The sequence below is a fragment of the Roseovarius sp. S88 genome (assembly GCF_037023735.1).
GTDB lineage: Bacteria > Pseudomonadota > Alphaproteobacteria > Rhodobacterales > Rhodobacteraceae > Roseovarius > Roseovarius phycicola.
Map to the genome: position 1 here is coordinate 1,695,534 of NZ_CP146069.1, position 13,017 is coordinate 1,708,550.

Consider the following 13,017-nt stretch of genomic DNA (forward strand, 5'->3'; position numbering starts at 1 on the left):
CTTGTCGGACGGTGCCCGGACACACTGCCATACCCGAATCGGTTTGTGAATCCCCTTTTCACACCAATGTCATAATGAGTAGAACTGAGGCGGAAGGAGAGTCTTTCATGCCACATCTGCCGCCGCGCGATGCGTTGCCCACACATGATGTGACCAATCAGCCCGAGGCGCTGTCCGGCCTGTCGCTTTGGCAAGGTGATCCGGGCCTGCAAACCCATGCGGACGCCGCCCGGGCAGACATCGCGCATCTGGCGCATTTTGCAGACACCATTGGCACGAGTGACATGGCCGAGGCCGGGCGATTGGCGAACCGGAACTCGCCCGAGCTGATGCTTTTCGATTCCGGCGGCAGGCGACTGGATGAGGTGCGGTTTCACCCCAGCTATCACCAGTTGATGCAGGCCGGAATTGGCGCAGGCTATTCTGCCATTGCATGGGAGGCCGGGAAGGGCGGTCATGCCACCCATGCCGCCATGGTCTATTTGATGAGCCAGGTGGAGCCGGGCGTGTGCTGTCCAATGACGATGACTTATGCCGCTATCCCGGCGCTGAGCGTGGATGAGGCGCTGTTCACGGAATGGGGTCCGAAACTCATGTCGCGGGTCTATGATGGCGCGCCCAAGCCGTTGGCGCACAAGCCCGGCGCGACGCTTGGCATGGCAATGACGGAAAAACAGGGCGGCTCGGACGTGCGGAGCAATGCCACACGGGCCACGCGGTCGCGCGATGGCTACCGATTGCGCGGACATAAATGGTTCTGTTCTGCACCCATGTCCGACGGCTTTCTCACTTTGGCGCAGGCACCCGGCGGGCTGACCTGTTTTCTTGTGCCGCGCTGGCTGGAGGGTGAACGCAACGCCATTCACATTCAACGTCTCAAGGACAAGCTGGGCAACCGCGCCAACGCCTTGGCCGAAATCGAATATCACGATGCGCTGGCCTACCCCTTGGGCGAGGAGGGCGCAGGCGTCAAGACGATCATCGAAATGGTGCATCACACCCGGCTGGACACTGCGTTGGCTCCTGCTGGGTTGATGCGCGCGGCGTTGGTCCATGCCACCCACTGGGCGCGCCACCGCACCGCGTTTCAGCGCAGCCTGATAGATCAGCCCCTGATGCAATCGGTACTGGCTGATCTGGCGCTTGACTGGGAAGGCGCGCTGGCTTTGGGGATGCATGTCGCCGCCGCTTTTGACCGCAAATCCGAGACCGACCGCGCCTTTGCCCGGCTGGGGGTGGCGCTGGCCAAGTATCTCAACAACAAGCTCTGTCCAGGATTCGTCTACGAAGCGATGGAGGCCCTCGGAGGCATGGGCTATGTCGAGGACACGCCCCTGCCGCTCCTTTACCGTGAGGCGCCACTCAACTCGATCTGGGAAGGATCGGGCAACGTTATCTGCCTCGACATCCTGCGCACTCTGCAACGCGCGCCCGAGGCGGGGGAGGCGCTCAGCGCGGAACTGGCATCTGTCGGCGGGCAATACCGCGGCTACGATGCCGCGCTGAAGGCGCATATGCGGCGGTTCCCGAAGCTGCCCGAAGAAGAACAGGCGCGGTGGTTCGTGGAAAGCCTGGCGACGCTTCTGACGGCGTCTGTTCTGATCCGAACCGCGCCGGCGGCATTGAGCGAGGGGTATGTACGCACAAGGCTGGCCGGAGAGAGGGGGCGCACGACCGGGGCGATTGATGGGGTGGAAGTGGCCCGGGTTCTGGAGCGGATTGATGGGGGGAAGGCGTTTGAATGAGTTGCTATACGAATGTCGGCTTTGATCTGCCGATTTCCGCTGTGAGCTCAATGTGTCGAAGGCTGCGCCGTGTATGAATGTCTGGAGTCTTGAGTTTTGAGAACAAAGGTAGCCATTGACCAGGAAAACTTGGCCGCAAACCTACTTCAAAGGTCCGCAGCATTTTCAGTTTGACACCCAACCTTTTTCTACTGCCAAAGCGAAGACATTTGAGTGATCTCTCAGGTCAACTTGTTCGGGGGGCCAAACAGGCGAATGTCCAGAAACCTCAACTGCAAACGGATCGGTTCCCAGCTTCAGGATTGATCCCTCAAGTTCAAACCCTCTAAAAAACTTCGATGTTGCGAAATCCGGGCCGTCACCCCGTTCGTGCAACGCAATGCGCGCAAGCGTGTCTTCTAAATGGGACAGTATCAGCCAGCGCCTGGTCGTGTCGGGTGCCACTTCGACAGCGACCTGCCCTTTTAGTCTGGTTCCCGGAATAAGCCGCTCACCAGCCTTCATCCAAATGGAAAATCCGTTCTGCTCGAATTTAACACATCCTTGCTCCCAAGCCTCACGGGGAAAGCCATCTATCCTACAAAAGTGGCTAGCTGCCTCACGTGCGATGTTTAGCTGGAAGTGCGCGAGTGTCTCGCGGTCTGCCGAGATATTCGGCAGGTCGAGCGGATTGTAAGGCAGTGCCACCTCTATCGCGTCCGCCGGTGGTGTAGAGCGTATCGGGTTCGGTTCCGCTCCGCTTTCGAGCGAGACCCACGCCATGCTCGCTGGTGGTACTCCGACTGACGCCTTAACCTTGCGAAGCTCAATTTCAATAAATGTAGACAAGACCGAGAAGCGGCGGATTGCGGTCACGATTTGATTGACTAAGGCTTGCGCCTCATCGGTGAATGGTCCTTCAGGTCTGGTTCTAGCAAGGTCGAGCGATCCGATCTCAAAAGAGACTTCGCGTAAGTGCTTTTTCGCCAATTGGACCTCCAATCATCGCAATGAGCACAAGAAAAACAGATGTTCGATTTGATGGAAAGCCGTCATCCGCCAGAATGATGCAACGGCAGCAAAGCCCGCGTACCTGCCATACCCCATTCCATAAGAAACCCCCGCGCGGATCTCTCCGGCGGGGGCAACTTGAACCAGTTTGGTGACTTAAAACGCAGCCAGTATCGCCATTGGCACACCGACCATGCCGCCGATGATAATGGCGATGGATGTCGTCAGACCTTTGAACATGCTCTCTCTCCCGCTTGCACATGCGGTGGAACTAAGTCGGGGGCGCATGTCGGGCAGGCGACAGGCTGTCGCAGGTTTGAGAGAACCGGCTTACGCCGCCTGAGCCAGCCCTTGTGCCATGTCGATGAGATGCGCGATAGCCTCGTTCAGCCGTTCATCGGCCACCGTGAGGGCGACGCGCACATGGCCGGCGGCAGCTTCGCCAAAGCTCTCCCCTGGCATAACCGCCACATGATGCTGATCGAGCAAACGCATGGCGAAATCCTCGCCCGAAAGCCCTGTGGCTCGGATATCCAGCATCACGTACATCGCGCCCTGCGCCGGAACAGCCCGCACAACGTTTTGCCCCGCAACCTGCGCCAGCACGAGATCCCGCCGGCGTCGAAACGGCTCGGCGATCTGCGCTTCAAAAGCTTCGCCCTGATCCAGCGCGAAATAAGCCGCTTCCTGCACGAACCCGGCCACACCATAGGTGGTGTGTGTCGCCAGATTGCCGATATGAAAAATCGCCTCTTCCGGCCCGATGATCCAGCCGATGCGGCTTCCGGTCATGGCATGGCTTTTTGACAGCGATCCAATCACCAGCGTGCGTTCCGCCATGCCGGGCAGGGTGCGCGCGCTGATATGCTCGCCCTCCCACAGCTGCGTGTCATAAACCTCATCCGAGATGAGCCACAGGTCATGGTCCTGGCACACCCCGGCAATCCCCTCCATGGTTTCAAGGCTATAGACCGCTCCGGTGGGATTGTTGGGGGAATTGGTCAAAAGGCTCTTTGCGCCTTCCGCTACGGCGGCAATGTCCGCCGGATCAGGCTGAAAATCCTGCTCTGCCCGCGCTTGTACCGCCAACGGTCGCGCGCCCACGCCCCGGATCGTGCCGGGGTAGGTGGCGTAATAGGGGTCAATGAAAAGAGCGGTATCCCCTTCATCACAGGCCGCATGATGTGCCGCGAAAAGCCCGGCCTGACCACCCGGCACGATCAACACGTTTTCCGGCTTGGTCTCCACCCCGGTGCGCTCGGCCACACGGCCCGCCACCCGTTCGCGCAGATTGGTGTTGCCGGTGAACATCGAATAGCCCACATGCCCCGCCTTGGCCGCGCCATACATCGCGTCGAGGATTGAGATATCCGTGCCAACGTCATGCTCTCCAATGGTCAGCATGGCAATATCCACGCCCTGCGCCTGCATATCCTTGGCCCGGTAATAGACGTCCCAGCCGTCAGAGCCGCCCCCGGTCAGCCCGGTGATCCGTTTCGAAAGCGCCATGATGCACCTCCCATGCCAAGCGATTTGCGGGCGACTTGGCCTGCGCGCTTGGATGATGTCAAGCCATGCTCAGCTTTGTGCCGCATCAGGCATATCACCCATCAGATATCTTGGACCGGCCCCTCGCCGTGCCGCCCGGTCGCGCGGGTTGTAAAGTGCACAGGTCTTTAGCGACAAACACCCGCAACCGATGCAGCCATCCAGCCGGGCGCGAAGGCTCTGCATCCGGGCAATACGATCATCCAGCGTGGCTCCAAAGCGCTGCGAGATGCGTGCCCAGTCGCGTTTGGTTGGCGCGCGTTCTTGCGGCAGATCACAGAGTGCCTCGCGGATCTCGGCAATGGAAAAGCCAAGCCCTTGGGAAATCATCACAAAACTCAAGCGCCGCAAATCGCCCCGCGTGTACCTGCGATGCCCAGCAGCAGTGCGATCCGGAAAGACGAGCCCCTCGTCTTCGTAGAATCGAATGGCCGAGGGCGGCAGGCCGGTGCGCTCCGAGACATACCCGATTGTCAAACCACGAGGGACCAAGCGACTGTTTTGCATGATGATTTTCTCTCTTGATCTCAAGTTTTCTTGAGATTGTAGGCTGAAAATCAAACAGACTCAAAGACAAAGGATTCTCTCTATGCCTCTTGAACATATCAACATCACCGTCCCCGACCCCAAGGCCAGTGCCGCAACCTTGTGTGAGCTCTTTGACTGGCACATCCGCTGGCAGGGCGAGGCCAAGAACAACGGTTTCACCGTGCATGTCGGCGATGACGAGAGCTATCTGGCTCTCTATGCGCCCAGTTACACACTCAACCCCGAGGCTGAACGCTACCACCATGTGGCCGGCCTCAATCATGTGGGCGTGGTGGTCAACGACATCGACGCAGTGGAGGCACAGGTGATCGCAGCGGGTTACAGCCGGACAGACCGCGAAGACTATGAGCCGGGTCTGCGGTTCTACTTCGAAGGGCCGGACGGGATCGAATTTGAAGTGGTGCAGTATGACTGAACTCCATCAAACGATCTGGTCTACTGGCAAACGTCAAGCCATGCTCTTTTGAGCGGTATGCCGAAAGGCGCAAAACCGTAACAGGGCAGCCTTGACGCGCAGTCTGGATCGTAAGACGGTGGTCGATATCTATTGTGTGCATTTGGATGGGTCATGTCTTATTTTCGAAAACTTTTTCTGTCAGTTTTGTTCACATTGGCCACCGGAGTGGTCTCTGCTCAGGCCGAGACGCCGCCGCCTTTGCCCCCTGCCATGAAACATCTTGCGAACGACGCAACGATGAAAGCGCTTTGGCGACATGAAGCGACAACCGTTAACACAGCCGATATGGCCGATGCCGCCATGCGCATTTTGTTTGCGCTATCCTATCACGTGGCGGGATGCCACGGGCCTGATGCAGTGGTCATCCCGATTTCCATTACTTCGACGACAACGACTAAAGACGGGTTTGGGACTATCAAATCTCAAGAAATTGACACGTTCGAAAAGGTGCTTAAAGTCCGCCCGGAATTTGCACAACTAGCCCGAAAAACGGTGCGTTATTATTCAGACAATGTGAATAATCGCCGATTTGTGGCCGTGCGCGACTTGATCTCACAAGACCGCTGCGATGGTCCGCGCCTGCGGCATCTTGAAGAAGGTCTCGCGAAGGCCGCAGGGGTCAGTCTTCCTGCAGTGGCGACCGTGGATACGAACCTTGGCGCGGATTGGCGTGGTTTTGTCATGGACTGCATGAGTGCGACTGTCCCGGATATCATTAACAATGAGCTCAACGGCGCCCGAATTTGCAATGTCGCAGAGGCTGCACTTGTTGAGCTTGGCAACTCCGACATCTACGCTGTTTTCCGACAAAAGGGCCTTGCGGCCGGGAAAGAGTTGAGTCAGGCGGATCTGGACCGTTTCAATGCCAAGTTCGATTTGCTCTATAAGGATCACGATAACCCGGTGCATGCCCGCGGTGAGACATTTGTGTCGGAGGCAGGCTTGTTCTGATGCGCGCACGCAGCGAGGCTTGCCACAGCGTGCCTGGCAGCATATAACCGCGCTATGACGACGATTTGCATCATTATCTGCTGCATTACCGACTGAGATATCTCAGGCGGGCCGTCCTCTATTCCATCCTTATGTTTTAGTTGCTAAGCCCGCCGCGGGACCACGCGCGCGAGGACGCTATGACGACGATAAAACTGCACAACACCCGGACCCGGTCGAAAGAGGTGTTCGCGCCCATCGACCCCAAAGATGTGCGCATGTATGTCTGTGGCCCCACGGTCTATGACCGCGCCCATCTGGGCAACGCGCGCCCCGTGGTGGTGTTTGACGTGCTCAACCGGCTTTTGCGGCATGTGTACGGGGACAAAAACGTCACCTATGTGCGTAACTTCACGGATGTGGATGACAAGATCAACGCGCGGGCGGCGGAAAGTGGAAGGCCAATCGGCGACATCACCGCCGAGACCACCCAGTGGTTTCTAGATGATATGGCCGCGCTCGGCTCACTGGAGCCTGATCACATGCCGCGTGCGACGCAATACATCCCGCAAATGGTGGCCATGATCGAAAAGCTCATCGCCGAAGGCCATGCCTATGCCGCCGAAGGCCACGTGCTCTTTCGTGTGCGCTCCTATGAGGCCTACGGTAAGCTTTCGGGCCGATCCGTCGATGATATGATTGCTGGTGCGCGGGTTGAGGTCGCGCCTTTCAAGGAAGACCCGATGGACTTCGTTCTCTGGAAGCCATCTTCCGACGGCATCCCTGGTTGGGACAGTCCATGGGGCAGGGGCCGTCCGGGCTGGCATATCGAATGTTCCGCCATGGCGCATGAGCTGTTGGGGGAGAGTTTCGACATCCACGGCGGTGGCAACGACCTGATGTTCCCGCACCACGAGAACGAAATCGCCCAAAGCTGCTGTGCCCATCCCGAGGGGCAGTTCGCGCGCTACTGGATGCACAACGAGATGCTGCAGGTCGAGGGCAAGAAGATGTCCAAGAGCTTGGGCAATTTCTTTACGGTGAGGGATTTGCTGGATCAGGGAATCCCCGGCGAGGTGATCCGCTTTGTTTTCTTGAGTACGCATTACCGAAAGCCGATGGACTGGACAGCCGAGAAGGCGCGGGAGGCGGAAGTTACGCTTCGAAAGTGGCGCGCATTTGCCAGTGGAATTGAGCCAATGGGTGGTCCTGATGCGTCGGTTGTTAGGCACCTGATGGACGACCTAAATACACACGCTGCAATCACCGAGTTGCATCGTCTTTACAAAGAAAGTGATGCTCATGTGTTCCGTCAGTCGGCAGAACTTCTGGGATTGCTAAATGAAGACTTGGACACATGGAATTGGCGTGGCGCCGAAGCCTATCCAGACACTGGTCAAGTCGAAGTTTTAGGGTTTCCACCTACTGTTACGGCAAATAGTTTCGCTGAGCTAGCGGAGAAGCTGAAGAAACTACGTGTACAAGCCCTTGAGACGAAAGATTTCTCTGATGTTGATCAACTCAAATCTGCCCTAGTCTCAGCTGGCGTTGAGGTGCGCATGAGTAAAGACAGCGTTGAACTCGTTCCTGGTATCGACTTCGACCCCGCCAAGCTGGAGGCCCTCAAATGACCTTCCAGACCTTCTGTACCGCCCGGGGGCACCCCGGGCCGCGCCCGACCCTCCCCCGGGAGGGCGCATGGGTAGCGGTACGCGCCGAACCTGTATTCGACAGAATGACGCCGCCTCGCATCGAATGAATACCGCAAACGCCCACCCAGGGTCGGGCGCGGCCCTTCTCACATCAAAATCCGCCATTAACCCATTGTTAACGCAAATGTTTCGCGCGCGAAACAATTCCCACGCTACCCCTTCGGGAGGCCCCAAATGACCAAAACCCGCCTCTCCCTCTACGACACCACCCTGCGCGACGGCCAACAAACCCAAGGCGTGCAATTCTCGACCGAGGAAAAGCACGCCATTGCCCAAACGCTAGACATGCTCGGCGTAGATTACATCGAAGGCGGCTGGCCCGGGGCGAACCCCACGGACAGTGCCTTTTTTGACGCCGCGCCCAAGACGCGCGCCACCATGACCGCCTTTGGCATGACCAAACGCGCCGGGCGCAGTGCTGAGAACGATGACGTGCTCGCCGCTGTGATGAACGCCAACACGCCTGCCGTCTGCCTCGTCGGCAAGACCAACATTTTCCATGTCACCGAAGCGCTGGGCATCAGCCCTGAGGAGAACCTTGAGAACATCCGGGCATCAGTCGCTCATATCGTCGCCAAGGGACGTGAGGCGCTCTTTGATGCCGAGCATTTCTTTGACGGCTACGCGCTCGACCCCGGCTATGCCACCGCCTGTCTGGACGCCGCGCGCGAGGCCGGGGCGCGTTGGCTCGTGCTTTGCGACACCAATGGCGGCACGCTGCCCGCGCGCATCGCCGAGGTGGTGGATACCCTCATCGCTGGCACCGCTGACACAAAAGCCTTCCCGGGCAGCCATTTGGGCATTCACACCCATAACGACACCGAACAGGCCGTGGCCGGATCGCTGGCGGCTGTTGAGGCCGGGGCCTGCCAGATCCAGGGCACGCTCAACGGCCTCGGCGAGCGCTGTGGAAATGCAAATCTCATCGCGCTCATTCCGACGCTGCTCCTCAAAGACCCTTATGCCAGCCGCTTTGAGACCGGTGTCTCTGAGGCCGCCCTCGAAGGCCTCACCCGCGCCTCGCGCCAGCTCGACGAAATCCTTAACCGCGTGCCGCAAAAACAGGCCGCCTATGTCGGTGCCTCGGCCTTTGCCCACAAAGCAGGCCTACACGCCAGCGCGATTGTCAAAAACCCCGCCACCTACGAGCATATCGATCCTGCGCAGGTCGGCAATGCGCGCATCATCCCGATGTCCAACCAAGCCGGGCAATCCAACCTGCGCCGTCGCCTGGCCGAGGCAGGGGTTGAGGTCGAAAAAGACAACCCCGCCCTGTTGCGCATCCTTCAGGTAGTCAAGGATCGCGAGGATCGGGGATACACCTACGACATGGCACAGGCCTCCTTCGAGTTGCTGGCGCGCGACGAGCTGGGCCTGCGCGGTCAGTTCTTTGAGGTGGAACGTTATCGCGTGATCTCAGAGCGTCGCCGCAACGCACGGGGTCAGGTCGTGGTGGAATCCGAGGCCGTGGTCACGGTGCAGCTGCAGGATGGCTCCAAACGCACCGGGTACTACAAGAATGAACACGCCACCGATTTGCATGATGATGGTCCGGTCAATGCGCTGTGGCAGGCGCTGCGCGCTGATCTGGGGCCGCTGCAGGCGGCGATAGACGGCATCAGGCTCACCGACTTCAAGGTGCGCATCACCAATGGCGGAACCGAGGCGGTCACACGCGTGATCATAGACTTTGAGGACGACACAGGGCGCACATGGTCTACGGTGGGTGTGAGCCCGAACATAGTGGATGCCTCCTTTGAGGCGCTTCTGGATGCCATCAACTGGCGTTTGCAGAGAAACGGAAGCCTTCCATGAGCATACCCGAAGCGTTCCTGATGCTGCACCGGGAGATGACGCGGCAGGGGCCGGGCACGCCTGAGGATGTACGCTGGGCGCTCAGCCAGATTGAACTGCCGGAACATCCGCGCGTGCTGGATGCCGCTTGTGGGCCGGGGGCGGATCTTGTGACACTCGCCGAGGCGCTGCCTTTGGCGCAGATTGAGGGCATTGACCAACTGCCGCATCTGGTGGACGAGGCCCGCGACGCGACGGATAGGTTTTCTAATGTCACCGTCTCCGAAGGGGACATGTCGCAGATCACAGGGTTTTACGACCTCATCTGGTGTGCCGGTGCGCTTTATTTTCTGGGTGTGACCGAAGGCCTGCGCCTGTGGCGCAACGCGCTTGCCCCCGGCGGCACAGTCGCCTTCTCGGAACCGGCTCTGGAGGCGGACGCCTCCGACGACGCCCGCGCCTTTTGGGCGGACTACCCGCAGGTGACGGATCTGCAGGGCGTCTGCGCCCGGGTGGAAGAGGCGGGGTACGAGGTGCTGGGCACCCGCCTGATCAAAGGGCTGGCCTGGGCGGGGTATTACGCAGAACTTTCGGCGCGCATCAACGGATTGCGCGGCGAAGGCAACGCGGCCCTCACCCAAGTTCTGGACGCCGCAGAGCGCGAAATAGCCCTCTGGCGCGCCGCCCCGGATCAGGTTGCCTATGTGCTGGTTCTGGCCCGTCCGCGCCTCATGGCGCTGTGATGTTTGATGCCGATCTGACAGCCTGTGCAGGCATTGTCGAACGCGGAGACCCCGACCGTTTTGCCGCCACCATGGCCGCTCCCGTTGCGGCGCGGCTCAAGCTTTTCCCGATCTACGCCTTCAACGTCGAGGTCGCCCGCGCGCCCTGGGTCACACAAGAAAGCATGATCGCCGAGATGCGCCTGCAATGGTGGCGCGACGTGCTGGAGGAGATTGCCAAGGGCGGCCCGGTCCGCCGCCATGAGGTCGCGACGCCCCTGGCCAAGGTTCTAAAGCCAGACATGGCGCGGCGGCTGGATGCCGCCGTTGAGGCACGCCGCTGGGACATCTATCGCGACCCGTTTGAGGATAGGGCGGCGTTTCGGGGGCATGTCGAGAATACGTCTGGTTTGCTGCTGCTGGCAGCAGCGAGGGCCTTGGGCGAAGTCGAGGAAACGCCGGTGCTGAAGGCAGGTTATGCGCTTGGCCTCTGCAACTGGCTGCGTGCCGTTCCCGCGCTGGAACGGGCAGGCCGGGTGCCACTGTTTGATGGCAGACCCGAAGCGGTGCGCGCGCTGGCAGAGGAGGGGCTGGCTGCGTTGGCCGAGGCGCGCGGGGCAGGGTTGCCGCGGACGGTGCGCCCGGCGATGTTGGCTTTGTGGCAGGTGGAAGGGTTATTGACGCAGGTGATACGAGACCCGGGCGCCGTTGCTGAGGACCGTATAGCGCTGTCGCAATTCAGAAGGCGGTTTGGGTTGATGGTGAAGGCGGTTTTGGGGCGGTGGTGATAATGACAGCGTATTCGAAGCTTCTCAAAGAGGGTTGCTGCCTAACCGCCAAAACAAAAAGGCAAGTCAATTGACCATTGAACAAATCCAAGTCGTGGATTTCATCAGCCTGAAATCAGAACGAAATGAGGTTGTTCTTACAATCTCGGACCATCTCGGTTGGAAAGAAAATGTGAATGATCATCTCCTTCAATTGCAGGAGAAGCTCAACACATACATACGCTTTGTCGAATCTGAAGAAATTTTGAAAAGCTACCCAGATGCTGAAGGAAGAAAGATCGTTTTCAACGTTCTGGGTAAGCACCCGCTGCCCAAAGAGGCCGAGCAGTTTTACGTGGAGTGCTCCCAAGTTTTGCGGGAGCTAAACATCGACTTAACCTTTGAAAACGTTATCGAAAAGTAGTGACCGGCCTAATCATTGCCCTGGCCTATCCTACCGTAAACCGCCCCCAACGGCGAACCCAGTAGGGTGGGCAATATTGCCCACCAATTCGTAGCGAAGGTATTCGGTGGGCAAACTGCCCACGCCACGCTTACCCCCTGACCTCCTCCGGCCGCAACACCAGCCAGATCAGCGCCCCGCCGGCCAGCGTCAGGAACGGCACCATGGCGAGGTTGACCGACAGCCACCCCACCTCCGGTGCCCCGCCGGTGCAGTTCATCAACCCGCCAGAGGCCAGTGACGCCACGGTCACGCCGCCAAAGACGATGAGGTCGTTCATGCCCTGCATGCGCCCGCGCTCTTCGGGTTCGTGCGCTGAGGCCAACATCGTGGTGGCTCCGATAAAGCCGAAGTTCCAGCCCAGACCCAAGAGGATCAGCGCGATGAAGAAATTCTCAAGCTCCACGCCCTGCATGGCCACAGCACCCGCGCAGGCGAGGATAACCAGACCCGCGCCGAGGATCTTCTCAACGCCGAAGCGGGCGATCAGGTGGCCGGTAAAGAAGGACGGCGCAAACATCGCAAGCACATGGCCCGTGACCACGTCCGCTGCGTTATTCTGCGAAAAGCCACAGCCCACCACGGCAAGCGGTGTGGACGTCATCACAAGGTTCATCAAGGCGTAAGACACTGTGGCACAGATGACCGCCACGGCGATGCGCGGTGTGGTCAAAAGCTCCCAACGCGTACGACCTTTGGGGCTGTCTTGCGTGACAGGCGCGGGTTTCGGGATGTCGAGAAAGAGAAACAGAAATGCGCCGATGAGGTTGATGGCGATCACCGCCAGATAAGTGCCCAGGAAAGGGATCACCATCGCGCTTGCCGTCACCTTCACAAGCTGTGGCCCGATGATGGCGCTGGCCAGCCCTCCGGCCATGACATAGGAAATCGCCTTGGGCTTGAAACTGTCGCTCGCTGTGTCGGCGGCGGCAAAGCGGTAGAACCCTTGCGCGGACATGTAGATGCCGGTCATGAAACTGCCGATGAGGTAGATCGGGAAGGAGGCGACATAGAGGCCGTAGGCCGCGACAGACGCGCCCAAAGCGCCCCCCATGGCGCCGATGAGAAACCCGGCCCGGCGCCCAAAGCGCTGCATCGCCATCGAGAGGGGGTTGGCCGACACCATCGACCCCAAAACAATGAGGGAAATGGGTAGGGTGGCGAAACAGATATTGCTGGCAAGCGTTTGCCCGGCCAATCCGCCCACCACAAAGATCATCGCCATCTGCGCGCCCAGGAACGCCTGCGCGAAGACCAGCACCCAGACATTGCGCTTGGCGCGGCTGTCATCGACAGGTGTGATCACGGCATCGGTCATGGTTCTGTGCTAGACCTCTTTA

12 protein-coding genes are annotated in these 13,017 nt (G+C 59.4%); 8 read left to right on the forward strand and 4 right to left on the reverse strand.

Features of this window, described 5'->3' with window-relative positions; genetic code table 11:
- Positions 1-107: 107 nt before the first annotated feature.
- Entirely contained in the window at positions 108-1,745 is a 1,638-nt protein-coding gene (locus RZ517_RS08600) for an acyl-CoA dehydrogenase family protein (RefSeq protein ID WP_338551036.1), read from the forward strand.
- Positions 1,746-1,910: 165 nt separating this feature from the next.
- Here RZ517_RS08600 and RZ517_RS08605 read toward each other — a convergent pair whose 3' ends face one another.
- From RZ517_RS08605 to soxR, 3 genes are all read right to left on the reverse strand, one after another.
- A complete protein-coding gene (locus RZ517_RS08605) occupies positions 1,911-2,714 on the reverse strand; it encodes a hypothetical protein (RefSeq protein WP_338551037.1) in 804 nt (267 codons plus the stop codon).
- Positions 2,715-3,065: 351 nt separating this feature from the next.
- Positions 3,066-4,244 (reverse strand): pyridoxal phosphate-dependent aminotransferase, encoded by a 1,179-nt coding sequence (locus RZ517_RS08610; RefSeq protein WP_338551038.1) that lies wholly within the window; start codon positions 4,242-4,244, stop codon positions 3,066-3,068.
- Between the two features lie 69 nt (positions 4,245-4,313).
- The gene (soxR, locus tag RZ517_RS08615; RefSeq protein WP_338551039.1) at positions 4,314-4,790 is read right to left on the reverse strand and encodes a redox-sensitive transcriptional activator SoxR; all 477 of its coding nucleotides are present in this window, start codon (positions 4,788-4,790) and stop codon (positions 4,314-4,316) included.
- 82 nt (positions 4,791-4,872) lie between these two features.
- Between soxR and RZ517_RS08620 the strand changes: the two genes are divergently transcribed.
- The 7 genes from RZ517_RS08620 to RZ517_RS08650 all read left to right on the forward strand — a co-directional run bounded on the left by RZ517_RS08620 (position 4,873) and on the right by RZ517_RS08650 (position 11,638).
- Positions 4,873-5,247, forward strand: a complete 375-nt coding sequence (locus tag RZ517_RS08620; RefSeq protein ID WP_338551040.1) for a VOC family protein — start codon at positions 4,873-4,875, stop codon at positions 5,245-5,247.
- Positions 5,248-5,400: 153 nt separating this feature from the next.
- The gene (locus RZ517_RS08625) at positions 5,401-6,240 is read left to right on the forward strand and encodes a hypothetical protein (protein WP_338551041.1); all 840 of its coding nucleotides are present in this window, start codon (positions 5,401-5,403) and stop codon (positions 6,238-6,240) included.
- A gap of 179 nt (positions 6,241-6,419) precedes the next feature.
- Positions 6,420-7,850 carry a cysteine--tRNA ligase gene (gene cysS / locus RZ517_RS08630; protein ID WP_338551042.1) on the forward strand — a complete coding sequence of 477 codons (1,431 nt, stop codon included), beginning with the start codon at positions 6,420-6,422 and terminating at the stop codon, positions 7,848-7,850.
- A gap of 255 nt (positions 7,851-8,105) precedes the next feature.
- The gene (gene cimA, locus RZ517_RS08635) at positions 8,106-9,746 is read left to right on the forward strand and encodes a citramalate synthase (RefSeq protein ID WP_338551043.1); all 1,641 of its coding nucleotides are present in this window, start codon (positions 8,106-8,108) and stop codon (positions 9,744-9,746) included.
- Positions 9,743-10,468: a class I SAM-dependent methyltransferase gene (locus tag RZ517_RS08640; RefSeq protein WP_338551044.1), complete on the forward strand. Its 726-nt coding sequence runs from the start codon at positions 9,743-9,745 to the stop codon at positions 10,466-10,468. The genes cimA and RZ517_RS08640 overlap by 4 nt, the downstream gene beginning before the upstream one ends.
- Positions 10,468-11,235 (forward strand): squalene/phytoene synthase family protein, encoded by a 768-nt coding sequence (locus tag RZ517_RS08645; protein ID WP_422395568.1) that lies wholly within the window; start codon positions 10,468-10,470, stop codon positions 11,233-11,235. The genes RZ517_RS08640 and RZ517_RS08645 overlap by 1 nt, the downstream gene beginning before the upstream one ends.
- Positions 11,236-11,305: 70 nt before the next feature.
- Positions 11,306-11,638, forward strand: coding sequence for a DUF6572 domain-containing protein (locus RZ517_RS08650; RefSeq protein ID WP_338551046.1), 333 nt, complete (start codon positions 11,306-11,308; stop codon positions 11,636-11,638).
- A gap of 130 nt (positions 11,639-11,768) precedes the next feature.
- Here the strand turns inward: RZ517_RS08650 and RZ517_RS08655 are convergent, their stop codons facing one another.
- Positions 11,769-12,995, reverse strand: a complete 1,227-nt coding sequence (locus tag RZ517_RS08655; RefSeq protein WP_338551047.1) for an MFS transporter — start codon at positions 12,993-12,995, stop codon at positions 11,769-11,771.
- Positions 12,996-13,017 lie beyond the last annotated feature (22 nt).

What these genes read in the sequence shown, in the direction of transcription:
- RZ517_RS08655 (WP_338551047.1), bottom strand. Translation starts at nt 12,995, where the DNA reads ATGACCGATGCCGTGATCACACCTGTCGATGACAGCCGCGCCAAGCGC.
- soxR (WP_338551039.1), bottom strand. Translation starts at nt 4,790, where the DNA reads ATGCAAAACAGTCGCTTGGTCCCTCGTGGTTTGACAATCGGGTATGTC.
- RZ517_RS08610 (WP_338551038.1), bottom strand. Translation starts at nt 4,244, where the DNA reads ATGGCGCTTTCGAAACGGATCACCGGGCTGACCGGGGGCGGCTCTGAC.
- cimA (WP_338551043.1), top strand. Translation starts at nt 8,106, where the DNA reads ATGACCAAAACCCGCCTCTCCCTCTACGACACCACCCTGCGCGACGGC.
- RZ517_RS08600 (WP_338551036.1), top strand. Translation starts at nt 108, where the DNA reads ATGCCACATCTGCCGCCGCGCGATGCGTTGCCCACACATGATGTGACC.
- RZ517_RS08620 (WP_338551040.1), top strand. Translation starts at nt 4,873, where the DNA reads ATGCCTCTTGAACATATCAACATCACCGTCCCCGACCCCAAGGCCAGT.
- cysS (WP_338551042.1), top strand. Translation starts at nt 6,420, where the DNA reads ATGACGACGATAAAACTGCACAACACCCGGACCCGGTCGAAAGAGGTG.
- RZ517_RS08645 (WP_422395568.1), top strand. Translation starts at nt 10,468, where the DNA reads ATGTTTGATGCCGATCTGACAGCCTGTGCAGGCATTGTCGAACGCGGA.
- RZ517_RS08640 (WP_338551044.1), top strand. Translation starts at nt 9,743, where the DNA reads ATGAGCATACCCGAAGCGTTCCTGATGCTGCACCGGGAGATGACGCGG.
- RZ517_RS08625 (WP_338551041.1), top strand. Translation starts at nt 5,401, where the DNA reads ATGTCTTATTTTCGAAAACTTTTTCTGTCAGTTTTGTTCACATTGGCC.